At 55.8% G+C, this 23,782-nt stretch carries 22 protein-coding genes; 19 read left to right on the top strand and 3 right to left on the bottom strand.

Annotation, left to right across the window (positions count from 1 at the left end; genetic code table 11):
* Positions 1–320: 320 nt before the first annotated feature.
* The 19 genes from mraZ to mutT all read left to right on the top strand — a co-directional run bounded on the left by mraZ (position 321) and on the right by mutT (position 22,163).
* On the top strand, positions 321–779 hold the full coding sequence (mraZ, locus tag C7M51_RS00095) for a division/cell wall cluster transcriptional repressor MraZ (RefSeq protein WP_160619594.1): 459 nt from the start codon (positions 321–323) through the stop codon (positions 777–779).
* 3 nt (positions 780–782) lie between these two features.
* The gene (rsmH, locus tag C7M51_RS00100; protein WP_160619595.1) at positions 783–1,724 is read left to right on the top strand and encodes a 16S rRNA (cytosine(1402)-N(4))-methyltransferase RsmH; all 942 of its coding nucleotides are present in this window, start codon (positions 783–785) and stop codon (positions 1,722–1,724) included.
* Positions 1,721–2,041: a cell division protein FtsL gene (gene ftsL, locus C7M51_RS00105; protein ID WP_160619596.1), complete on the top strand. Its 321-nt coding sequence runs from the start codon at positions 1,721–1,723 to the stop codon at positions 2,039–2,041. Before rsmH ends, ftsL begins: the two co-directional genes overlap by 4 nt.
* A gap of 15 nt (positions 2,042–2,056) precedes the next feature.
* The gene (locus C7M51_RS00110) at positions 2,057–3,823 is read left to right on the top strand and encodes a peptidoglycan glycosyltransferase FtsI (RefSeq protein ID WP_160619597.1); all 1,767 of its coding nucleotides are present in this window, start codon (positions 2,057–2,059) and stop codon (positions 3,821–3,823) included.
* Positions 3,810–5,297, top strand: coding sequence for a UDP-N-acetylmuramoyl-L-alanyl-D-glutamate--2,6-diaminopimelate ligase (murE, locus tag C7M51_RS00115; protein ID WP_160619598.1), 1,488 nt, complete (start codon positions 3,810–3,812; stop codon positions 5,295–5,297). The genes C7M51_RS00110 and murE overlap by 14 nt, the downstream gene beginning before the upstream one ends.
* Positions 5,294–6,658 carry a UDP-N-acetylmuramoyl-tripeptide--D-alanyl-D-alanine ligase gene (gene murF, locus C7M51_RS00120; RefSeq protein ID WP_160619599.1) on the top strand — a complete coding sequence of 455 codons (1,365 nt, stop codon included), beginning with the start codon at positions 5,294–5,296 and terminating at the stop codon, positions 6,656–6,658. The genes murE and murF overlap by 4 nt, the downstream gene beginning before the upstream one ends.
* On the top strand, positions 6,652–7,734 hold the full coding sequence (gene mraY, locus C7M51_RS00125; RefSeq protein WP_160619600.1) for a phospho-N-acetylmuramoyl-pentapeptide-transferase: 1,083 nt from the start codon (positions 6,652–6,654) through the stop codon (positions 7,732–7,734). The genes murF and mraY overlap by 7 nt, the downstream gene beginning before the upstream one ends.
* Before the next feature lie 2 nt (positions 7,735–7,736).
* Complete coding sequence (gene murD / locus C7M51_RS00130) at positions 7,737–9,053, top strand: UDP-N-acetylmuramoyl-L-alanine--D-glutamate ligase (protein ID WP_160619601.1); 1,317 nt, start codon at positions 7,737–7,739, stop codon at positions 9,051–9,053.
* Positions 9,053–10,270: a cell division protein FtsW gene (gene ftsW, locus C7M51_RS00135; RefSeq protein WP_160619602.1), complete on the top strand. Its 1,218-nt coding sequence runs from the start codon at positions 9,053–9,055 to the stop codon at positions 10,268–10,270. Before murD ends, ftsW begins: the two co-directional genes overlap by 1 nt.
* Entirely contained in the window at positions 10,267–11,325 is a 1,059-nt protein-coding gene (gene murG, locus C7M51_RS00140) for an undecaprenyldiphospho-muramoylpentapeptide beta-N-acetylglucosaminyltransferase (RefSeq protein ID WP_160619603.1), read from the top strand. The genes ftsW and murG overlap by 4 nt, the downstream gene beginning before the upstream one ends.
* Positions 11,326–11,376: 51 nt before the next feature.
* Positions 11,377–12,852 (top strand): UDP-N-acetylmuramate--L-alanine ligase, encoded by a 1,476-nt coding sequence (murC, locus tag C7M51_RS00145; RefSeq protein WP_160619604.1) that lies wholly within the window; start codon positions 11,377–11,379, stop codon positions 12,850–12,852.
* Positions 12,845–13,765, top strand: a complete 921-nt coding sequence (locus C7M51_RS00150) for a D-alanine--D-alanine ligase (protein WP_160619605.1) — start codon at positions 12,845–12,847, stop codon at positions 13,763–13,765. The genes murC and C7M51_RS00150 overlap by 8 nt, the downstream gene beginning before the upstream one ends.
* 1 nt (position 13,766) lies before the next feature.
* Positions 13,767–14,603: a cell division protein FtsQ gene (gene ftsQ, locus C7M51_RS00155; protein ID WP_160619606.1), complete on the top strand. Its 837-nt coding sequence runs from the start codon at positions 13,767–13,769 to the stop codon at positions 14,601–14,603.
* On the top strand, positions 14,600–15,856 hold the full coding sequence (gene ftsA / locus C7M51_RS00160; protein WP_141175065.1) for a cell division protein FtsA: 1,257 nt from the start codon (positions 14,600–14,602) through the stop codon (positions 15,854–15,856). The genes ftsQ and ftsA overlap by 4 nt, the downstream gene beginning before the upstream one ends.
* A gap of 72 nt (positions 15,857–15,928) precedes the next feature.
* Entirely contained in the window at positions 15,929–17,089 is a 1,161-nt protein-coding gene (gene ftsZ, locus C7M51_RS00165) for a cell division protein FtsZ (RefSeq protein WP_141175066.1), read from the top strand.
* Between the two features lie 108 nt (positions 17,090–17,197).
* Positions 17,198–18,115 carry a UDP-3-O-acyl-N-acetylglucosamine deacetylase gene (lpxC, locus tag C7M51_RS00170; RefSeq protein ID WP_141175067.1) on the top strand — a complete coding sequence of 306 codons (918 nt, stop codon included), beginning with the start codon at positions 17,198–17,200 and terminating at the stop codon, positions 18,113–18,115.
* A gap of 282 nt (positions 18,116–18,397) precedes the next feature.
* Positions 18,398–18,907 (top strand): secA translation cis-regulator SecM, encoded by a 510-nt coding sequence (secM, locus tag C7M51_RS00175; RefSeq protein ID WP_160619607.1) that lies wholly within the window; start codon positions 18,398–18,400, stop codon positions 18,905–18,907.
* 79 nt (positions 18,908–18,986) lie between these two features.
* On the top strand, positions 18,987–21,692 hold the full coding sequence (secA, locus tag C7M51_RS00180) for a preprotein translocase subunit SecA (protein WP_160619608.1): 2,706 nt from the start codon (positions 18,987–18,989) through the stop codon (positions 21,690–21,692).
* A 72-nt stretch (positions 21,693–21,764) separates the two neighbouring features.
* A complete protein-coding gene (gene mutT, locus C7M51_RS00185) occupies positions 21,765–22,163 on the top strand; it encodes an 8-oxo-dGTP diphosphatase MutT (RefSeq protein WP_160619609.1) in 399 nt (132 codons plus the stop codon).
* Between the two features lie 24 nt (positions 22,164–22,187).
* Here mutT and yacG read toward each other — a convergent pair whose 3' ends face one another.
* From yacG to coaE, 3 genes are read right to left on the bottom strand one after another with little or no spacing between them, the layout of a single operon-like run.
* Positions 22,188–22,394, bottom strand: a complete 207-nt coding sequence (gene yacG, locus C7M51_RS00190; protein ID WP_160619610.1) for a DNA gyrase inhibitor YacG — start codon at positions 22,392–22,394, stop codon at positions 22,188–22,190.
* 9 nt (positions 22,395–22,403) lie between these two features.
* Positions 22,404–23,147 carry a cell division protein ZapD gene (gene zapD, locus C7M51_RS00195; RefSeq protein WP_160619611.1) on the bottom strand — a complete coding sequence of 248 codons (744 nt, stop codon included), beginning with the start codon at positions 23,145–23,147 and terminating at the stop codon, positions 22,404–22,406.
* A gap of 4 nt (positions 23,148–23,151) precedes the next feature.
* Positions 23,152–23,763, bottom strand: a complete 612-nt coding sequence (coaE, locus tag C7M51_RS00200) for a dephospho-CoA kinase (protein ID WP_160619612.1) — start codon at positions 23,761–23,763, stop codon at positions 23,152–23,154.
* Between the last annotated feature and the right edge of the window lie 19 nt (positions 23,764–23,782).

Genomic DNA, 23,782 nt, shown 5'->3' on the forward strand with positions numbered 1-23,782 from the left:
GCAGCGGATTTTTATCGGAAATGCCCTAAAATGTCGCCGCTGTCGCAAACTGTAATCCTTACCAAACGCCCTCAAAAACTGTTTTCTTTTTGCTCATCCTAATAACCATTTTGAATTTTTTGCCACTATTCATTAGTTTATTTTCCCCGATGGGATAAATAGAACTTCATTTCTCTCTTTCCGCCTTTTCTCATGCCAGGAAATAATTCTGTCTGGCTTCCCGCGTAGCTTGACAATGATTTCCTCCGCTCCGTAAACTCCTTTCGTGGGAAAATGTGGGATAAAGTGGCAAAAAAGGGTAACTGAGGGCATCAGCTGACATGTTTCGTGGCGCTACCTTAGTCAACCTCGATAGCAAAGGGCGGCTGGCCGTGCCAACGCGTTATCGCGAAACGCTAATTGAGGAAGCGCAAGGCCAGATGGTTTGCACCATTGACCTCCATCAGCCCTGCCTGCTGCTTTATACCTTACCCCAGTGGGAAATTATTGAACAAAAATTATCTCGCTTATCCAGCATGAACCCTGCCGAGCGTCGTGTGCAACGGTTGCTGTTGGGTCATGCGAGCGAGTGTCAGATGGATAGCGCCGGACGGCTGCTGCTGGCCAGCACGCTGCGTCAGCATGCACATCTGACAAAAGAAGTGATGCTGGTTGGGCAGTTCAATAAGTTTGAACTGTGGGATGAACAGACCTGGTATCAACAAGTCAGGGAAGATATTGACTCTGAGCAAGCCGCTCAGGAGCCGCTTTCAGAGCGGTTGCAGGATTTGTCGCTATAGCTTATGCAGGATAACTTTATACATACCACGGTGCTGTTAGATGAGGCCGTTAACGCGCTCAACATTAAAGCAGACGGCGTTTATATCGACGGCACTTTCGGTCGGGGTGGTCATTCGCGCCTGATCCTTTCCCGGCTGGGAGAGCAGGGCAGGCTGTTCGCTATCGACCGCGATCCGCAGGCTATTGCCGCCGCCGCTGCGATTAACGATCCGCGCTTTACTATTATTCACGGTCCTTTTTCTGCGCTGGCAGAGTACGTTGATGCTCGCGACTTAACCGGCAAGGTGGATGGCATTCTGCTCGATCTCGGCGTCTCTTCGCCGCAGCTGGACGATGCCGAACGCGGTTTCTCCTTTATGCGTGACGGGCCGCTGGATATGCGCATGGATCCCACGCGCGGTCTTTCTGCTGCTGAATGGTTGCTGCAGGCAGAAGAGAACGATATCGCCTTTGTGCTGAAAACCTATGGTGAAGAGCGCTTCGCGAAACGCATTGCGCGCGCCATCGTTGAACGTAACCGGCTACAGCCGATGACGCGCACCAAAGAGCTGGCGGAAGTTATTGCTGCCGCAACGCCGATTAAAGATAAGTTTAAGCATCCGGCAACGCGCAGTTTCCAGGCCATCCGCATTTGGGTTAACAGCGAACTGGAAGAAATTGAACAGGCGCTGAAAGGTTCACTGAGCGCGCTGGCGCCCGGTGGACGGCTGTCGATTATCAGTTTCCATTCTCTGGAAGATCGGTTAGTGAAACGTTTTATGCGCGAACAGAGCCGTGGGCCGCAGGTGCCCGCCGGTCTACCGATGACCGAGGCACAGCTGCAAAAGCTGGGCGGACGCCAGTTAAAAGCGCTTGGCAAGATGATGCCGGGTGAGGCGGAGGTGGCTGAAAACCCGCGCGCGCGCAGTTCCGTTCTGCGTATCGCGGAGAGAACCACATCATGATTGGCAATGAACGGCACAGTCTGCCTGGCGTTATCGGCGGCGATCTGATGCGCCACGGCAAAATTCCGCTGCTGCTGCTGGCAGCGGTACTGGTTTCCGCCGTACTGGTGGTGACCACGGCGCATAAAACCCGTCTGCTGACGGCGCAGCGCGAGCAGCTGGTGCTGGAGCGTGATGCGCTCGATATTGAATGGCGTAATTTAATTTTGGAAGAGAACGCGCTGGGCGATCACAGTCGCGTTGAGCGTACGGCGACGGAAAAACTGCAGATGCAGCATGTCGACCCGTCACAGGAAAATATTGTGGTACAGCAATAAGGAAACCCGGACTCTATGAGATCCGCTACCAGGGCGCCTAAGTTGAAAAAACAGGACGATCAAGCCAGCTTTGTTAGCTGGCGTTTTGCGTTGCTGTGCGGCGGTATTCTCGTGGCGCTGGTAGGACTGATGCTGCGCGTGGCGTGGCTACAGGTTATCAATCCTGAACGTCTGGTACGCGAGGGCGATATGCGCTCCCTGCGCGTACAGTCGATTCCTACCGCGCGCGGTATGATTACCGATCGCGCCGGACGCCCGCTGGCGGTAAGCGTGCCGGTTAATGCCATCTGGGCTGACCCGAAAGAATTGCACGATCACGGCGGAATTACGCTCGACAGCCGCTGGCAGGCGCTGGCCGATGCGCTTTCCGTGCCGCTCGATCAGCTCGCCAGCCGTGTTAATGCCAATCCTAAAGGGCGTTTCGTCTATCTGGCGCGCCAGGTAAATCCCTCAATTGGCGACTACGTTAAAAAACTTAAGCTACCGGGTATTCATCTGCGCGAAGAGTCGCGCCGCTACTATCCTGCCGGGCAGGTCACCTCTCATTTGATCGGTTTTACCAATATCGACGGGCAGGGGATCGAAGGCGTGGAAAAAAGCTTCGATCGCTGGCTGACCGGACAGCCGGGTGAGCGAACGGTACGTAAAGATCGCTACGGGCGCGTGATTGAAGATATTTCTTCGGTGGATAGCCAGGCGGCACATAATCTGGCGCTCAGTATTGATGAGCGTTTGCAGGCGCTGGTCTACCGCGAGCTGAATAATGCGGTGGCCTTTAACAAAGCGGAGTCGGGTACCGCCGTGCTGGTGGATGTGAATACCGGCGAAGTGCTGGCGATGGCTAACAGTCCGGCCTATAACCCAAACAACCTCAGCAATACGCCGAAAGATGTTATGCGTAACCGCGCGATTACCGACATCTTTGAACCCGGTTCTACCGTAAAACCGATGGTAGTAATGACCGCGCTGCAACGTGGTGTGGTGCGGGAAAACAGTGTACTGAACACCATTCCTTATCGGGTAAACGGACATGAAATCAAAGATGTAGCGCGCTACAACGAGCTTACGCTTACCGGAATTTTGCAGAAATCGAGTAACGTCGGGGTATCAAAACTGGCGTTAGCGATGCCCTCCTCAGCGCTAGTGGAAACATATTCACGCTTTGGGCTGGGCAAACCAACCAATTTGGGGTTGGTAGGGGAAAGCAGTGGCCTGTATCCCCACAAACAAAGGTGGTCCGATATTGAAAGGGCCACCTTCTCATTCGGCTATGGGCTGATGGTAACGCCGCTCCAGCTGGCGCGCGTTTATGCCACCATCGGCAGCTATGGCATTGCACGACCGCTCTCGATCACTAAAGTCGATCCGCCGGTTCCCGGTCAGCGCGTCTTTCCCGAACCGCTGGTGAAAACCGTGGTTCATATGATGGAAAGCGTGGCGCTGCCGGGCGGCGGCGGCGTCAAAGCGGCAATTAAAGGCTATCGCATTGCCATTAAAACCGGTACGGCGAAAAAAGTCGGGCCTGACGGTCGCTACGTAAACAAATACATCGCCTATACCGCAGGCGTCGCGCCAGCCAGCCATCCGCGCTTTGCGCTGGTGGTGGTGATTAACGATCCGCAGGCGGGGAAATATTACGGTGGTGCGGTGTCGGCCCCGGTATTCGGTGCCATCATGGGTGGCGTGTTACGCACCATGAATGTTGAGCCGGATGCGTTGCCGGTCGGCGAAAAGAATGAGTTGGTTAACAACAAGAAAGAGGATTCAAGTGACAGATCGTAACTTGCGCGACTTACTGGCTCCGTGGGTGCCTGGCGCGCCGGAGCGTCCGCTTCGAGAAATGACACTGGACAGCCGCGTGGCGGCGTCCGGCGATCTGTTTGTGGCTGTTGCAGGCCATAACGTTGATGGGCGACGTTTTATTCCTCAGGCCATCGCGCAGGGCGTATCGGCGGTAGTTGCCGAAGCCGAAGGCGAGGCGGAGGATGGCGAGATTCGTGAAATGCACGGCGTGCCGGTCATTTACCTGGCGCAGCTGCCGCAGCGCCTTTCGGCTCTGGCCGGACGTTTTTATCAGCAGCCGGGTGAGCAGCTGCGTTTAATTGGCGTAACCGGCACCAACGGCAAAACCACCACCACTCAGCTCCTGGCGCAGTGGGCTAACCTGCTGGGCGAAACCGGCGCGGTAATGGGCACCGTCGGTAACGGGCTTTACGGACATCTGATGCCAACAGAAAACACCACCGGTTCGGCGGTAGACGTACAGCAAATGCTGCATAGTCTGGTGGAGCAGGGCGCTACCGTAGCGGCGATGGAAGTCTCTTCGCACGGCCTGGTGCAGCACCGCGTGGCGGCACTACCTTTTGCTGCCGCCGTATTTACCAACCTCAGCCGCGATCACCTCGATTATCACGGTGATATGACGCGCTACGAATCCGCTAAGTGGCTGCTGTTTTCTGAACATCAGGTTGGCGAAGCGATTATTAACGCCGACGATGAAGTGGGCCGCCGCTGGCTGGAAAAATTGCCGGATGCGGTTGCCGTGACCATGGAAAACAATCTGCTGCCGGATGTGCACGGACGCTGGCTGAAAGCGACCGGGATTCGCTACCACGACAACGGCGCGACGATTAACTTCTCCTCCAGCTGGGGCGATGGCGAAATTGAAAGCCGCCTGATGGGCGCTTTTAACGTCAGCAATCTGCTGCTGGCGCTGGCGACGCTGCTGACGCTGGGCTATCCACTGGCGAAGCTGGTTGCCAGCGCGCGTCAGCTACAGCCGGTATGTGGACGCATGGAGGTCTTTAACGCGCCGAATAAGCCTACCGTGGTGGTGGATTACGCCCATACGCCTGATGCACTGGAAAAAGCGCTGGAAGCGGCGCGTTTGCACTGTACCGGCAGGCTGTGGTGTGTCTTCGGCTGCGGCGGCGATCGCGATAAAGGTAAGCGCCCACTAATGGGGGCGATTGCCGAGCAGTGCGCGGATGTGGTGGTGATTACTGATGATAACCCGCGCAGCGAAGATCCGGCGGCGATCGTCAACGACATCCTTGGCGGCCTGCTCGATCCGGGCCGCGCCCGCGTGATGGCAGGGCGTGCTCAGGCGGTTACCAACACCATTATGCAGGCGCAGCCGCAGGATATCGTGCTGGTGGCAGGCAAAGGGCATGAAGATTATCAGATTATTGGCAATCGTCGTCTCGACTACTCCGATCGCGTCACCGTAGCGCGTTTGCTGGGGGTGATCGCATGATTCGTCTTTCTCTTACCACGCTGGCACAGGTGACCGATGGAACGCTCATCGGCGATCGCGCATTAACCATTGACGATGTGACCACCGATACCCGCAAGGTTACTCCGGGCTCGCTGTTTATTGCGCTGAAGGGCGATCGTTTCGATGCGCATGATTTCGCCAGCGAGGCGATTGCCAGCGGCGCGGCAGCATTATTAGTGAGTAAGCGCTTGCAAGTTAACGTGCCGCAGGTGGTGGTTAGCGATACGCGTATTGCGCTAGGTTTGCTGGCAGCCTGGGTTCGACAGCAGGTAAGTGCTCACGTTGTGGCGCTTACCGGCTCCTCCGGTAAAACTTCGGTAAAAGAGATGACCGCCGCCATTCTGCGTCAGTGCGGCGAAACGCTCTACACCGCTGGTAATCTGAACAATGATATCGGTGTACCGCTGACTTTGCTGCGTTTAACTACCGCACACCGGTATGCGGTCATTGAGCTGGGCGCGAACCATCAGGGTGAAATTGCCTGGACCACCGGCCTGACGCGCCCGGAAAGCGCGCTGGTCAATAACCTTGCCGCTGCCCATCTCGAAGGCTTTGGCTCGCTGGCAGGCGTGGCAAAAGCGAAGGGTGAGATTTTCCTTGGCCTGCCGGAAAACGGCACGGCAATTATTAACCTCGACAGCAATGACTGGGCGAACTGGCAACAGCAGCTTGGTCAGCAGCGCATCTGGCGTTTTTCAGCAACCGCAGGTGTAGCGGCAGATTTCTACGCTACCGATGTAGTGGTTAAGCCGCAGGGCACCGATTTTACGCTGCATACGCCGCAGGGCGCGTTAGCGGTAACGCTGCCGCTGCCGGGGCGACACAACATCGCTAACGCACTGGCCGCCAGCGCGCTGGCGCTGTCGGTAGGCGCGCCGCCTGAAGCGATTGCTCAGGGTCTGGCGTCGCTGCAAGCGGTACCGGGCCGCCTGTTTCCTGTCGCACTGGGGCCGCAGAAGCTGCTGCTCGACGACAGCTATAACGCTAACGTGGGTTCGATGACCGCTGCCGTTCAGGTACTGGCAGAGATGCCGGGTTATCGCGTTATGGTCACCGGCGATATGGCGGAGCTGGGCGCTGAGGCGGTGGCGTGCCATCGTGAGGTAGGAGAGGCAGCCTGTCGCGCTGGCCTTGATAAAGTGCTGAGCGTAGGGACGCTAAGCCAGCATATCAGTGATGCCAGCGGCGTGGGTGAGCACTTTGACAATAAGGCTACGCTGATTGCCCGCCTGTCATCGCTGCTTGCCGAACATCAGGTTATTACCGTTTTAGTTAAAGGTTCTCGTAGTGCCGCCATGGAGCAGGTAGTGCGTGCCTTACAGGAGAAAGAAACATGTTAGTTTGGCTGGCCGAACATCTGGTCGCTTTTTATTCCGGCTTTAACGTCTTTTCATATCTGACGTTTCGCGCCATCGTCAGCCTGCTGACCGCGTTGTTTATTTCGTTGTGGATGGGACCGCGGATGATCGCCTGGCTGCAAAAATTGCAGATAGGGCAGGTAGTGCGCAGCGAAGGGCCGGAATCGCACTTCAGCAAGCGCGGCACGCCAACCATGGGCGGCATCATGATTCTGACCTCCATCACCATTTCGGTGCTGATGTGGGCCTATCCCTCCAATCCTTACGTCTGGTGCGTGCTGACGGTGCTGGTAGGCTACGGTGCCGTCGGTTTCGTTGACGATTACCGCAAAGTGGTGCGCAAAGACACCAAAGGGCTGATTGCCCGCTGGAAATATTTCTGGCAGTCGCTTATCGCGTTGGCGGTGGCCTTCACCATGTATGCCGTTGGCAAAGATACGCCCGCCACGCAGCTGGTGGTGCCGTTTTTCAAAGATGTGATGCCGCAGCTGGGGCTGCTCTATATCCTGCTTTCCTATTTCGTGATTGTCGGCACCAGTAACGCGGTCAACCTGACCGATGGTCTGGACGGGCTGGCGATTATGCCAACGGTCTTCGTGGCGGCAGGCTTTGCGCTGGTCGCCTGGGCTACCGGTAACATGAACTTTGCGGGCTATCTGCATATTCCCTATCTGCGTCACGCGGGTGAACTGGTAATTGTCTGTACCGCCATTGTAGGAGCCGGGCTGGGCTTCCTGTGGTTCAACACCTATCCTGCTCAGGTATTTATGGGCGATGTCGGCTCGCTGGCGCTGGGGGGCGCGTTGGGCACTATCGCGGTGCTGCTGCGCCAGGAGTTTTTGCTGGTGATTATGGGCGGTGTGTTTGTGGTTGAAACGCTCTCCGTTATTTTGCAGGTGGGATCGTTCAAGCTGCGCGGCCAGCGTATTTTCCGTATGGCACCGATCCATCACCACTATGAACTGAAAGGCTGGCCGGAGCCGCGCGTTATCGTGCGCTTCTGGATTATTTCGCTAATGCTGGTGCTGATTGGCCTGGCAACCCTTAAGGTGCGTTAATTATGGCTGACTATCAGGGTAAAAAAGTTGTCATTATCGGGCTGGGGCTGACAGGCCTCTCCTGCGTTGATTTCTTTTTATCGCAGGGCGTAACGCCGCGTGTGATGGATACCCGAGTCTCGCCTCCCGGCCTGGAAAAGCTTTCTGACAGCGTCGAGCGTCATTTGGGATCGCTGAACGGAGACTGGCTGCTGGCGGCGGATTTAATCGTCGCCAGTCCTGGCATTGCGCTCTCTCATCCTTTGCTGGCGCAGGCCGCCGAAGCGGGGGTGGAAATCGTCGGCGATATCGAACTGTTCTGCCGCGAGGCGCAGGCGCCAATTGTCGCGATTACCGGTTCCAACGGTAAAAGTACGGTTACCACGCTGGTGGGTGAAATGGCAAAGGCCGCCGGTTGGGCGGTAGGCGTCGGCGGCAATATCGGTCTGCCTGCGCTCAGCCTGTTAGAACAGCCTGCTCAGCTGTATGTGCTGGAACTCTCCAGCTTCCAGCTCGAAACCACGCGTAGCCTGAGGGCAGCCGCGGCGACCATCCTCAACGTTACTGAAGATCATATGGATCGCTATCCGTTGGGGCTACAGCAGTACCGGGCCGCTAAGTTGCGCATCTATGACAATGCGACGGTCTGCGTGGTCAATGCGGATGATGCACTAACGATGCCGGTGCGTGGCGCGGATGAACGCTGCGTCAGCTTTGGCGTGGATGTCGGTGATTATCATCTTAACCGGCAGCAGGGCAGTATCTGGCTGCGCGTGCGTGGCGAAAAGATCTTAAATACCGACGAGATGAAACTGGTAGGGCTGCATAACTACACTAACGCGCTGGCGGCGCTGGCGCTGGCCGATGCGGCTGGTATCCCGCGAGCCAGTAGTTTAAAAGCACTGACCACTTTTCAGGGGCTGGCACACCGTTTTCAGCTGGTACACGAGCGCAACGGCGTACGCTGGATCAACGATTCGAAAGCAACCAATGTCGGCAGCACCGAGGCGGCATTAAGTGGTGTGCAGGCGCAGGGAACGCTCTGGCTGCTGCTGGGCGGTGACGGCAAGTCAGCGGATTTCACGCCGCTGAAGCGCTATTTGCAGGGCGAGGCGATTCGCGTGTACTGCTATGGACGTGACGGTGCTGCGCTGGCAACGCTGCGTCCTGAGATATCTACCCTGACCGATACGCTGGCGGAAGCGATGGCAGCTATCGCGCCGCAGGTGCGTGCGGGCGATATCGTATTGCTATCGCCCGCCTGCGCCAGTCTCGATCAGTTCCGTAACTTTGAGCAGCGCGGCGATAGCTTTGCGCAGCTGGCGCGGGAGCTGGGCTGATGCGTATTCCAGGCATTGGGCTGGCGGGTGGCGTGGTAACGCGCCTGCGTGAATGGGTCATGGGCGCTCGTGACGGCGGCGATGCGGCTACTATGGTGCTGTACGATCGCACCCTGCTGTGGCTGACCTTCGGGCTGGCAATTATCGGCTTCGTGATGGTGACTTCCGCCTCGATGCCGGTAGGGCAGCGTTTGTCAGAAGATCCTTTCTTCTTCGCCAAGCGTGACGCCTTTTACCTGCTGCTTGCTTTTGTTATGGCGCTGGTCACGCTGCGCGTGCCGATGGAAGTGTGGCAGCGCTACAGCAACGTTATGCTGCTGGCCTCGGTGCTTATGCTGCTGATCGTGCTGGTGGTGGGCAGTTCAGTCAACGGTGCCTCGCGCTGGATTGCGTTGGGGCCGCTGCGTATTCAGCCCGCCGAGCTTTCCAAGCTGTCGCTGTTTTGCTATCTCGCCAGCTACCTGGTGCGCAAGGTTGAGGAAGTTCGCAACAACTTCTGGGGCTTCTGTAAGCCGATGGGCGTAATGGTGGTGCTGGCCGTGCTGCTGCTGGCACAGCCCGACCTCGGCACCGTGGTGGTGCTGTTCGTCACTACGCTGGCGATGTTGTTCCTTGCGGGCGCTAAGCTGTGGCAGTTTCTGGCGATCATCGGATCGGGCATTTTCGCGGTGATCCTGTTGATCATCGCCGAACCCTATCGTATGCGCCGCGTCACCTCCTTCTGGGATCCGTGGGAGGATCCGTTCGGTAGCGGTTATCAGCTTACCCAGTCGCTGATGGCCTTCGGACGCGGTGAATTTTGGGGGCAGGGATTAGGTAACTCAGTGCAGAAACTGGAATATTTACCGGAGGCTCACACCGACTTCATTTTCTCTATTATCGGAGAAGAACTCGGTTATATCGGTGTGGTTTTGGCGCTGTTAATGGTATTCTTCGTCGCTTTTCGGGCGATGTCCATTGGCCGACGTGCGCTGGAAATCGATCAGCGCTTTTCCGGTTTTCTCGCCTGTTCTATTGGCGTCTGGTTTAGCTTCCAGGCGCTGGTTAACGTTGGCGCGGCGGCGGGTATGCTGCCGACTAAAGGCCTGACGTTGCCGTTAATCAGTTACGGTGGTTCCAGTCTGATTATTATGTCGACGGCCATCGTGTTGTTGTTACGCATAGATTATGAAACGCGTCTGAGTAAAGCGCAGGCGTTTACCCGAGGTGCGCGATGAGTGAAAAGCGGTTGATGGTGATGGCAGGCGGAACCGGCGGGCATGTTTTTCCGGGCCTGGCTGTTGCTCATCATCTGATGGCGCAGGGATGGCAGGTGCGCTGGCTGGGCACTGCCGACCGAATGGAAGCCGATTTAGTGCCGAAACATGGTATCGACATTGATTTTATCCGCATCAGCGGATTACGCGGCAAAGGTATTAAGGCGCTGTTAGCCGCGCCGTTGCGGATTTTCAACGCCTGGCGTCAGGCGCGTCGCATTATGAAAAGCTGGAAACCCGATGTGGTACTGGGGATGGGCGGCTATGTTTCCGGCCCCGGTGGGCTGGCGGCGTGGAGCTGCGGTATTCCGGTGGTATTGCATGAGCAAAACGGCATTGCCGGATTGACCAACAAATGGCTGGCGAAGCTGGCTACCAAAGTCATGCAGGCGTTTCCCGGTGCATTCCCACACGCGGATGTGGTGGGTAACCCGGTACGTACCGATGTGCTGGCATTAAGCAGCCCTGAACAACGTCTGGCCGGTCGTGAAGGGCCGATTCGGGTGTTGGTGATTGGCGGCAGCCAGGGCGCGCGCATACTTAACCAGACCTTGCCGCAGGTGGCAGCGCGTCTGGGAGATAGCGTCACTATCTGGCACCAGACCGGTAAAGGTAATCAACATCAGGTAGAGGCCGATTATGAAAGCGTCGGGCAAACGCAGCATAAAATTGCTGAATTTATTGATGACATGGCGGCAGCCTATGGCTGGGCTGACGTGGTGGTGTGCCGTTCCGGCGCGCTGACCGTCAGTGAAGTGGCGGCGGCGGGTTTACCAGCCATATTCGTCCCTTTTCAGCATAAAGATCGTCAGCAGTACTGGAATGCGCTGCCGCTGGAAAAAGCGGGCGCAGCACGAATTTTCGAACAGCCGCAGTTTACTGCGGACAGGGTGGCGGAAACGTTACGGCAGTGGGATCGTCCCACGCTGTTGCTGATGGCGCAAAAAGCGCGTCAGGTAGCGATTCCCGACGCCACCGAACGGGTAGCGGCAGAAGTTAGCGCCGCTGCGCGTTAACGGCATAAAGAAAAGATAAGGTACCAGCGGTACCGACAGGCAAAAGAAACGATGAATACTCAACAACTGGCGAAACTGCGTTCTATCGTGCCCGAGATGCGTCGCGTCCGGCACATTCACTTTGTCGGCATCGGTGGTGCTGGCATGGGCGGTATCGCCGAAGTGTTGGCCAATGAAGGTTATCAGATTAGCGGTTCCGATTTAGCGCCAAACGCGGTGACGCAGCATCTCACCGGGCTGGGCGCAACGATCTATTTTCATCATCGCCCGGAAAATGTCAGCGATGCCAGCGTGGTCGTGGTTTCCAGCGCGATAACCCAGGATAACCCGGAGATCATTGCCGCGCGTGAAGCGCGCATTCCGGTGATCCGCCGTGCAGAGATGCTGGCGGAGCTGATGCGATTCCGTCACGGCATTGCGGTTGCGGGGACGCACGGGAAAACCACTACCACGGCGATGGTAACCAGTATTTATGCCGAAGGCGGTCTCGATCCAACTTTCGTTAACGGTGGCCTGGTGAAGGCGGCGGGGACGCATGCGCGCCTCGGCAGCAGCCGTTATCTGATTGCCGAAGCGGACGAGAGCGATGCTTCGTTTTTACATTTGCAGCCGATGGTCGCCATTGTGACCAATATCGAAGCCGATCATATGGATACTTACCAGGGCGACTTCGAAAACCTGAAGCAGACGTTTATTAATTTTCTGCACAACTTGCCATTTTACGGGCGTGCAGTGTTGTGCGTGGACGATGCGGTGATTCGCGATCTGCTTCCGCGCGTCGGACGCCAGATTACCACCTACGGCTTCAGCGACGATGCTGACGTGCGGATTGAAAATTATGAGCAGCACGGCGCGCAGGGGCGCTTTACCCTGGTGCGTCACGATAAGCCGCTGATGCACGTCACGCTGAACGCGCCGGGACGACACAATGCCCTGAACGCGGCGGCGGCGGTAGCCGTGGCGACGGAAGAGGGTATCGAAGATGAAGATATCCTCAGCGCGCTGGAGAGTTTCCAGGGCACCGGACGCCGTTTCGATTTTCTTGGCGAGTTCCCGCTGAATGCGGTTAACGGCACTGCGGGCAGCGCCATGTTGGTGGACGATTACGGTCATCATCCTACCGAGGTGGACGCCACCATTAAAGCCGCGCGTGCGGGCTGGCCGGATAAAAAACTGGTGATGATTTTTCAGCCTCATCGCTACACGCGCACGCGCGATCTTTATGATGACTTCGCTAACGTGCTGTCGCAGGTAGACGTGCTGCTAATGCTGGATGTCTACGCCGCCGGTGAATCGCCGATTCCCGGTGCGGACAGCCGCTCGCTCTGCCGTACCATTCGTGGACGCGGCAAAGTCGATCCGATTCTGGTGCCGGATCATGAGGCGATTCTGGATATGCTGGCGCCGACGCTGAGCGGCAACGATTTAATTCTGGTTCAGGGCGCTGGCAACGTAGGTAAAATTGCTCGCCGACTGGCCGAGCAGAAACTGAAACCGCAGACCAACGAAGAGGAACACCATGGCTGAAAAAGTAGCGGTATTGCTGGGCGGTCACTCCGCCGAACGCGACGTCTCACTGATGTCAGGCGAAGCAGTGCTCGCGGGCCTGAAAGAAGCTGGCATTAACGCGCACGGCGTCGACACGCGCGATTTTCCGGTTATGCGGTTAAAAGAAGAAGGGTTTACAAAAGTCTTTATCGCGCTGCACGGGCGCGGCGGGGAAGATGGTACGCTGCAGGGCGTGCTCGATTTTCTCGATATTCCCTATACCGGCAGCGGCGTCATGGCCTCGGCAATTACCATGGATAAATGGCGTTCCAAACTGCTGTGGCAGGGCATGGGGTTACCGGTAGCGCCTTATGTGATGATCAATCGTCAACAGATGGAAGCGGGACTGAATGACTCGCTGGCGCAGCGCATCGCCCAGCTGGGTATGCCGCTGTTCGTTAAGCCGAGCAGTGAAGGTTCCAGCGTCGGCATCACGCGTGTTAATCAGGCTTCTGAGCTTCCGGCAGCGCTGGAAGAAGCGTTTCGTCATGATGATGACGTGTTAGTAGAGAAGTTTCTTAGCGGCCCGGAGTATACCGTAGGCATCGTTGGCGACCAGATTCTGCCTTCAATCCGTATTCAGCCCGCCAGCGATTTTTATGACTATCAAGCAAAATATATTTCTGACGATACTCAATACTTCTGCCCAAGCGGTTTAAGTGCGGAGAAAGAGACTGAATTGAACGAGCTGGTGCTGAATGCCTGGCGGGCGTTGGGATGCAGCGGTTGGGGACGCGTGGACGTAATGATGGACAGCGACGGCAGCTTCTGCCTGCTGGAAGTGAATACTTCACCGGGTATGACCAGCCACAGTCTGGTGCCGATGGCGGCGAAACAGGCGGGGATGTCCTTCTCCCAGCTGGTAGCACGCATTCTGGAGCTGGCCGACTAAGATGTCGCAGGCCGCTCTGAACGTACGTCGGGAAGCGCAGGAAAAAACGCGCACCGGTCGCAGCAATGGCTCTCGGCTGGCAGGCATTTTGTTCCTGCTACTGGTGCTTGGCACGATGCTGGCAGGCGGTGTCGTGGTGCTGAAATGGATGAATGACGCCTCGCGTCTGCCGCTTTCAAGATTGGTGGTGACCGGGAAAACCCATTACACCACCAACGACGATATCCGCCAGGCAATTTTATCGCTGGGCGCGCCCGGCACTTTTATGTCACAAGATGTTAATGTGCTGCAGCAGCAGATCGAAAGGTTGCCGTGGATCAAACAAGTCAGCGTGCGCAAGCAGTGGCCGGACGAATTAAAGATTCATCTGGTTGAGTATGTGCCGGTAGCGCGGTGGAATGATTTACATATGGTTGATGCGGAAGGCAAATCTTTTAGCGTTCCCGCTAACCATATCGGCAAAGAAACGCTACCGTTGCTGTATGGCCCTGAAGGTAACGAGCAGGATGTGCTGGATGGCTATCGGCAGATGAGCGCGGTTTTGGCCGCCAGCAAGTTTCGCGTTAAAGCAGCGTCAATGACCGCTCGTCACTCCTGGCAGCTGGTCACCAGCGATGATGTACGTATTGAGCTGGGCCGTAGCGATAACATGAGGCGTCTTAAGCGGTTTATCGAACTCTGGCCGATGATACAGCAGCAGGCCACCGCAGATAATAAGCGCGTCAATTATGTCGATTTGCGCTATGACTCCGGCGCTGCCGTTGGCTGGGCTCCGGCATTTATTGAGCCTCAGGACAGTAATCAGCAACAGAATCAGGCACAGGCTAAACAACGATGATCAAGGCGACGGACAGAAAACTGGTAGTAGGACTTGAGATCGGCACCGCCAAGGTCGCCGCTTTAGTAGGGGAAATTCTGCCCGATGGTATGGTCAACATTATTGGGGTGGGCAGTTGTCCGTCCCGCGGTATGGATAAAGGCGGCGTAAACGATCTGGAGTCGGTGGTGAAATGCGTACAGCGCGCCATCGACCAGGCTGAACTGATGGCGGATTGCCAGATTTCGTCAGTTTATCTGGCGTTATCCGGCAAACATATCAGCTGTCAGAACGAAATCGGGATGGTTCCGATTTCTGAAGAGGAAGTCACTCAGGAAGATGTAGAAAACGTAGTTCACACCGCGAAATCGGTGCGCGTGCGTGATGAGCATCGCATTCTGCATGTGATTCCGCAGGAGTATGCCATCGACTACCAGGAAGGGATTAAAAATCCGGTGGGGCTGTCGGGCGTGCGTATGCAGGCGAAGGTGCATTTGATCACCTGCCACAACGATATGGCGAAAAACATTGTTAAAGCCGTTGAACGATGTGGTTTGAAAGTTGACCAACTCATTTTTGCCGGTCTGGCATCCAGCTTTGCGGTGCTGACCGAAGATGAGCGCGAGCTGGGCGTGTGCGTTGTTGATATTGGCGGCGGCACGATGGATATCGCGGTCTATACCGGCGGCGCGCTGCGTCATACCAAAGTTATCCCTTATGCAGGGAACGTGGTGACCAGCGACATCGCTTACGCCTTTGGCACACCGCCGACGGATGCGGAAGCTATCAAGGTTCGCCACGGTTGCGCGCTGGGCTCAATCGTTGGCAAAGATGAGAACGTTGAGGTTCCCAGCGTGGGCGGACGTCCGCCACGCAGCCTACAGCGTCAGACTTTAGCCGAGGTGATCGAGCCGCGTTATACCGAGCTGCTCAACCTGGTGAATGATGAAATTTTGCAGCTGCAAGAACAGCTGCGTCAGCAGGGTGTGAAACATCATCTGGCGGCAGGCATCGTCCTGACCGGCGGCGCGGCGCAAATTGAAGGTTTGGCTGCCTGCGCGCAGCGGGTTTTTCATACCCAGGTGCGCATTGGGCAACCTTTAAATATCACTGGGCTGACGGATTATGCGCAGGAGCCTTACTATTCAACGGCGGTAGGCCTTCTGCACTATGGAAAAGAGTCCCACCTGAATGGTGAGGCGGACGTCGAAAAACGTGTTTCAGTTGGCAACTGGTTTAAACGTATCAACAGCTGGCTGAAAAAAGAGTTTTAATTTTTCTAAAAGGGGATCATGCTAGCACTATTTTATGATCTCCAGGCGACAGGCACATAACGGAGAGAAATTATGTTTGAACCAATGGAATTAACCAACGACGCGGTGATTAAAGTCATCGGCGTCGGCGGGGGCGGCGGTAACGCCGTAGAGCATATGGTCCGCGAACGCATTGAAGGCGTTGAGTTCTTCGCGGTAAATACGGACGCACAGGCGTTACGCAAAACTGCAGTCGGCCAGACCATCCAAATTGGCACCAACATTACTAAAGGTCTGGGTGCAGGCGCGAATCCTGAAGTGGGGCGTACTTCTGCAGAGGAAGATCGCGAAGCGCTGCGTTCGGCATTAGATGGCGCGGACATGGTATTTATCGCTGCCGGTATGGGCGGTGGCACCGGTACTGGCGCTGCGCCGGTAGTGGCTGAAGTGGCCAAAGACTTAGGCATCCTGACCGTTGCCGTCGTCACCAAGCCGTTTAACTTCGAAGGCAAAAAGCGTATGGCGTTTGCCGAGCAGGGCATCGCCGAACTTTCCAAGCATGTTGATTCGCTGATCACCATTCCGAACGACAAGCTGCTGAAAGTGCTGGGACGCGGTATCTCTCTGCTGGATGCGTTTGGCGCGGCTAACGACGTGCTGAAAGGCGCGGTACAGGGCATCGCTGAACTGATTACCCGTCCGGGCCTGATGAACGTCGACTTTGCTGACGTGCGTACCGTGATGTCCGAAATGGGCTATGCCATGATGGGCTCCGGCGTTGCCTGCGGTGAAGATCGTGCGGAAGAAGCGGCTGAAATGGCGATTTCCAGCCCGCTGCTGGAAGATATCGATCTCTCCGGCGCGCGCGGCGTGCTGGTCAACATTACCGCTGGCTTTGACCTGCGTCTGGATGAGTTCGAAACCGTAGGTAACACTATTCGCGCCTTCGCTTCAGATAATGCGACTGTGGTTATCGGTACTTCTCTCGATCCGGAAATGAACGACGAACTGCGTGTTACCGTGGTGGCAACCGGCATCGGCATGGATAAGCGCCCGGAAATCACCCTGGTGACGAATAAACAGGCGGCCAGCCAGCCGGTTATGGATCATCGTTACCAGCAGCACGGCATGTCGCCGCTGCCGCAGGAGCCGCAGAAACCAGCAGCGAAAGTGGTTAACGATCAAAGCTCGCAGTCTGGCAAAGAGCCTGATTACCTGGATATTCCTGCTTTTCTGCGTAAACAGGCAGATTAAGCGGACCAGGAATAAGCCGAGAATTGGGATTCTCCGCTCTTTGTGCTAAAATCGTCGCCCGTCAGTAATATAGACTGACGGTCGGATGATATTTTGCGAGATAATACGATGATCAAACAACGGACATTAAAACGTATTGTTCAGGCGACTGGCGTCGGTTTGCATACCGGCAAAAAAGTCTCTCTGACGTTACGCCCTGCGCCGGCTAATACCGGGGTCATCTATCGTCGCACTGACTTGAATCCACCGGTTGATTTTCCGGCTGATGCAAAATATGTGCGCGACACCATGCTGAGCACCTGCCTGGTGAATGATGAAGGCGTACGTATTTCTACCGTAGAACACCTGAACGCAGCGCTGGCGGGGCTGGGCATCGACAACATCATTGTCGAAGTTGACGCGCCGGAAGTGCCGATTATGGATGGCAGCGCCGCGCCTTTCGTCTACCTGCTGGTGGATGCAGGCGTCGAAGAGCTGAACACGCCGAAGAAATTTGTGCGCGTTAAGCAGGCGGTGCGCGTTGAAGATGGTGATAAATGGGCTGAGATTAAACCCTATAACGGTTTTTCGCTCGATTTCACTATCGACTTCCAGCATCCGGCGATCGATTCCAGCTCGCAGCGTTACCAGCTGAACTTCTCTACGGAAGCGTTCATGCGTCAAATCAGCCGTGCCAGAACCTTCGGCTTTATGCGTGAAATCGAATATCTGCAGTCGAAAGGCCTGTGCCTGGGCGGTAGTTTAGATTGCGCGATCGGTTTAGATGATTTCCGCGTACTGAACGAAGAAGGTTTACGCTTCGAAGACGAATTTGTTCGTCACAAAATGCTGGATGCGATTGGCGACCTGTTTATGTGCGGCCATAACATTGTTGGCGCGTTTTCTGCCTACAAATCTGGTCATGCGCTGAACAACAAGCTGTTGCAGGCGGTGCTGGCGAAACAGGAAGCCTGGGAATGGGCGACCTTTGAGGACGAAGCTGAACTGCCGGTGGCATTCAGGGCAACAAATCTGGTTCTGGCGTAACGGCCTTAACCGCATAAATCGACTGGTAGCGCTGGTTCACTCTCTCCGACCAGCAAAGCCAGTCGTTTTTATATCTGCGCCTGGCGTACATTATTGGTATCGCTATGGTCAGAATACCGCTCTTTTTTTCTCCTCCCGCTACGATCTGATGTTTAACGCGCGCAATGATGATAAGATTTGCCCTCGTTAAAGGCGGCAACAGGCGTTTTACGTCAGAGGGAACAGAGCCGTTAATTATTCATTGAAGATGGGCAGAGGTTACTCTGCCAGACGGAAGACGTTGTGATCGCTATTTTTCATCGTTGGCGACAATTGGGCAGGCGTTATCTTTGGCCGCACCTCTTATTTGGCATGGTGGCGGCAAGCTTTGGCTTGCCTGTAGCCCATGCGCAGAGTGCTGAGCAAAATAACCGCCCGCAAGCCACGGCAAAAAAATCGATCACCGGCAGCGTCGCGCGGTTTGATAACCTTGCGTCGTTACAGGCCAATGCCCGTCGCGCCAGCTTTACCGTCGATTACTGGCATCAGCATGCCATCCGCACCGTTATCCGCCACCTTTCCTTTGCGCTGACGCCGCAGCATTTGCCCGATGCTAAAGAGGCTTTGCCGCTGGCCGTGCAAAAACTGGCGCTGCTGGATACGCTTAACGCCCTGCTAACGCGTGAGGCGCGTCAGCCTGTAATCATTCGCCATACGCAGCAGCCTGCTGCTTCCATTACGCCCGATTATCATGTCGGCATCTGGCTGGCCCAGGTGCAGGGGATCCGTGCGGGCCCGTATATTCTCAGCTAAACCAGCACTTTTGCTATAAACCATATCACTATAAAAAACGAGCCGCAGAGCGCGCGGTGAAGATGAGAATGTATTTATTATGCTAATTAATTTATTAACCAAAGTTTTTGGTAGTCGTAACGACCGTACGCTGCGTCGTATGCGTAAGGTGGTAGACGTCATCAATAAGATGGAGCCAGATTTTGAAAAGCTCAGCGATGACGAACTGAAAGGAAAGACCCAAGAGTTTCGTGCCCGCCTGGAAAAAGGCGAAGCGCTGGACAGCCTGATCCCGGAAGCCTTTGCAACGGTACGTGAGGCCAGCCGTCGCGTATTCGGCATGCGCCACTTCGACGTGCAGCTGCTCGGCGGTATGGTACTGAACAATCGCTGTATCGCAGAGATGCGTACCGGTGAAGGTAAAACTCTGACGGCTACCCTGCCGGCCTACCTGAATGCCCTGACCGGCAAAGGTGTACACGTTGTTACCGTCAACGACTATCTGGCGCAGCGCGATGCGGAAAACAACCGTCCGCTGTTTGAATTCCTCGGTCTCTCTGTAGGGATTAACCTGCCGGGTATGCCCGCGCCAGCGAAACGTGAAGCCTATGCTGCCGATATCACCTATGGCACCAACAATGAATATGGCTTCGACTACCTGCGCGACAACATGGCCTTCAGCCCGGAAGAGCGCGTTCAGCGTAAGCTGCACTATGCGCTGGTGGATGAGGTTGACTCCATCCTGATCGATGAGGCGCGTACGCCGCTGATTATCTCCGGCCCGGCCGAAGACAGCTCTGAGCTCTATATCAAAGTTAACAAAATCATCCCGCATCTGATTCGCCAAGAGAAAGAAGATTCCGATACTTTCCAGGGCGAAGGTCACTTCTCGGTAGATGAAAAAGCGCGTCAGGTGCATCTCACCGAGCGCGGCCTGGTGGCTATCGAAGAGCTGCTGGTGCAGGAAGGCATTATGGCGGAGGGCGAATCGCTCTACTCGCCGAACAACATCATGCTGATGCATCACGTTACCGCCGCGCTGCGCGCGCATGCGCTGTTCACCCGCGACGTTGACTACATCGTAAAAGATGGCGAAGTCATTATCGTCGATGAGCATACCGGACGTACCATGCAGGGCCGCCGCTGGTCAGACGGTTTGCATCAGGCGGTAGAAGCGAAAGAAGGCGTTGAGATCCAGAACGAAAACCAGACGCTGGCCTCTATTACCTTCCAGAACTACTTCCGTCTGTATGAGAAGCTGGCCGGGATGACCGGTACGGCGGATACCGAAGCGTTTGAGTTCAGCTCGATCTACAAGCTGGATACCATCGTGGTGCCGACTAACCGCCCAATGGTGCGTAAAGATCTGCCCGATCTGGTCTATATGACTGAGAAAGAGAAGATCGATGCGATCATCGAAGATATTCGTGAGCGTACGGCGAACGGTCAGCCGGTTCTGGTCGGTACTATCTCGATTGAAAAATCGGAAGTGGTTTCTAACGAACTGACCCGTGCGGGCATTAAGCACAACGTGCTGAACGCAAAATTCCACGCACGTGAAGCGGATATCGTTGCGCAGGCGGGCCAGCCGGGTGCAGTAACTATTGCCACCAACATGGCGGGGCGTGGTACTGATATTATGCTGGGCGGTAGCTGGCAGGCAGAAGTTGCCGCGCTGGAAAATCCGACCGAAGAGCAGATTGCAGCGATTAAAGAGGCCTGGAAAGTGCGTCACGATGCGGTGCTGGCCTCAGGCGGTCTGCATATCATCGGCACCGAACGTCACGAATCCCGTCGTATCGATAACCAGCTGCGTGGCCGCTCTGGTCGTCAGGGCGATCCGGGTTCTTCCCGCTTCTACCTGTCAATGGAAGATGCGCTGATGCGTATTTTCGCCTCCGATCGTGTCTCGAATATGATGCGTAAGCTGGGCATGAAACCGGGCGAAGCGATTGAACACCCGTGGGTGACCAAAGCGATTGCCAACGCCCAGCGTAAAGTGGAAAGCCGCAACTTCGATATTCGTAAGCAGCTGCTGGAATATGACGACGTTGCTAACGACCAGCGTCGCGCTATCTACTCGCAGCGTAATGAACTGCTCGACGTGTCTGACGTTAGCGAAACCATCAACAGCATCCGTGAAGATGTGTTTAAAACCACCATTGATAGCTATATTCCGCCGCAGTCGCTGGAAGAGATGTGGGATATTGCCGGGCTGGAAGAGCGCCTGAAAAACGATTTCGATCTCGATCTGCCGATTACGCAATGGCTGGATAAAGAGCCTGAGCTGCATGAAGAAACGCTGCGCGAGCGTATTCTTACCCAGGCGATGGAAGTTTATCAGCGTAAAGAAGAAGTGGTTGGCGCTGAGATGATGCGCAACTTTGAAAAAGGCGTGATGCTGCAAACGCTGGATTCACTGTGGAAAGAGCATCTGGCGGCGATGGACTACCTGCGCCAGGGGATCCACCTGCGCGGCTATGCGCAGAAAGATCCGAAGCAGGAGTACAAGCGTGAATCCTTCGCGATGTTTGCGGCGATGCTGGAATCACTGAAGTATGAAGTGATCAGTACGCTAAGCAAAGTACAGGTGCGCATGCCTGAAGAGGTTGAAGCGATGGAAGCGCAGCGTCGTGAAGAAGCTGAGCGCCTGGCGCAGCAGCAGCAGCTGAGCCACGTTGATGATGAGACGCAGGCCGCGGTTGCGCTGGCAGCGGAAACCGGCGAGCGTAAAGTCGGACGCAACGATCCTTGCCCTTGTGGTTCAGGTAAAAAATATAAGCAGTGCCACGGTCGCCTGGCCTGATTACGCTAAGCTAAAACGAAAAAAGGGAGCCGTGGGCTCCCTTTTTATTCATTCCATAACAAGGATGCGAACATGAAACATCTTCAGGTTGCCGTTGGCATTATCCGTAACGCCCGGCAGGAAATCTTTCTGACGCGCCGTCCGGCCAGTTCACATATGGCAAATATGTGGGAATTTCCCGGCGGGAAAATTGAAGCGGGAGAAACGCCAGAGCAGGCGCTGAGGCGTGAATTGCTGGAGGAAACCGGTATCGTGGTAATGGCGGCTACCGCATTCGATCATGCCGATCACACTTACCATGACGTGCGCGTTACGTTGCACTTTTTTCTTGTGGAACAGTGGCAGGGTGAACCCTGGGGACGGGAAGGGCAGCCGCAGCGCTGGGTGCCACAGCGCGAACTGATCGCCGATGAGTTTCCACCGGCGAATCATCAGCTGGTTGCTCGTCTGCTGGCCGAAACGCGTCCGTAAATAAACATAACGCCGCCCGGAGAACTAATGGCGAGGCGGCTCTTCTTCGCTCCAGCCATCGCTGTCTGATAAATCATTATTACTGGGGATACGCTTCTCTTCAGCAGCCCATTCCCCCAAATCGATAAGCTGACAGCGCTTGCTGCAGAACGGACGAAACGGGCTTTGCTCTCCCCAGATAACCGTTTTGCCGCAGGTTGGACAGGCGACTTTAGTCACATCATTACTCATGGCGTACCTCTAACAACAGGCCAGGTTAAAATCAAGACGCGCCGGGACATCGCCGCGATCGCTGTCAAGCGGCAGGAAGCGAATGGCGTAGCGGGTTTTATGGCCCGATACCTGTGGATACAGGCTATCTTCCAGCGTTAACTGCAGGCGCAACAAATCAGCGCCTTCGGCATTATCCTGATAAAAGCCGTTCAGGCTGGTTTGATGGCGGAACACGCCTGACTGTCGGATTAGCTCAAGGATCATAAACAGCGCCTGACGTAACGGATCGAGCGTTCCCATCCAGAAGGCAACCTGTGCATCGCGCTGTGGCTGATCGAGATGCAGCCAGACATGCAGCGCGGGAAGATCGAAGCTGCAACAGCCGCCGGGGATGCTCAGACGCTGACGGACCAGCGCGATCAAACGATCCTCACGCAGCTGTTGGCCGATACGCGGTGCGGACATTAAATCACCGGCGCGGTTCTTTAACTGCTTACGCAACGCTTCGACGCGCTCGGTATCAACACCGGGCACATCGCACCACGCCAGCAGTTTTTGCTGCTGCCGCTCCAGCTCTTTAAGCACTTCGGTGCGTAGCTCACCACGTTCGAAAACGTCCAGTAGCTCGCTGATATTACGAAAAAAGGTCAGGGCACTAAGATGATCGGTAATCGTAGCGCTACCCTGGAGCTGCTGTAGTAGAAATTCGATCCTCAGCCAGGTGCGCATCTTTTCATTTAACGGATGTTCAAAAAGTACGACTTTGCTCATGCTGTTAATCCTGTTCTGTTGCCGCTGCCAGCGTCAGATAGCGCTGATGCAGTTCGGCAACCAGCGGCAACACCTCATCGGGCTGCCCGCTGTTTTCAATGATGTCATCCGCTACGGCCAGCCGCGCCGCGCGCGTCGCCTGAGCGGCAAGAATGTTTTCGGCCTGTTCGCGTGTAATGCCGTCCCGAACCATGGTGCGCTCAATTTGCACTCTGGGATCGACATCAACTACCAGTACCCGATCGGCCAGCTTTTCCAGCCGGTTTTCCACCAGCAGCGGCACTACCCACAGGCACCAGGGGGAACGCGCTGCGGCGATCTGCCGACGCGTCTCGGCGTGGATCAAAGGGTGTAACAGTCGATCCAGCCAGGCCTTTTCTGCCGGGGAACTAAATATTTTCTGACGCAACGCGGGGCGATTAAGCGTACCGTCTGCATGAAGAATGGGCGAACCAAAGCGTGCCGTAATTGCCGCCAGCGCGGGTTGTCCCGGTGTGACAACCTGCCGGGCAATCACGTCAGCATCAATAATGTCTATGCCATAATGCGCGAAGGCCTGAGCAACGGTGCTTTTTCCACTGCCAATACCTCCGGTCAGCGCAACAGTGTAGGGCATCTTCTGGATATCCTGTTTC

This window comes from Mixta intestinalis (assembly GCF_009914055.1).
GTDB lineage: Bacteria > Pseudomonadota > Gammaproteobacteria > Enterobacterales > Enterobacteriaceae > Mixta > Mixta intestinalis.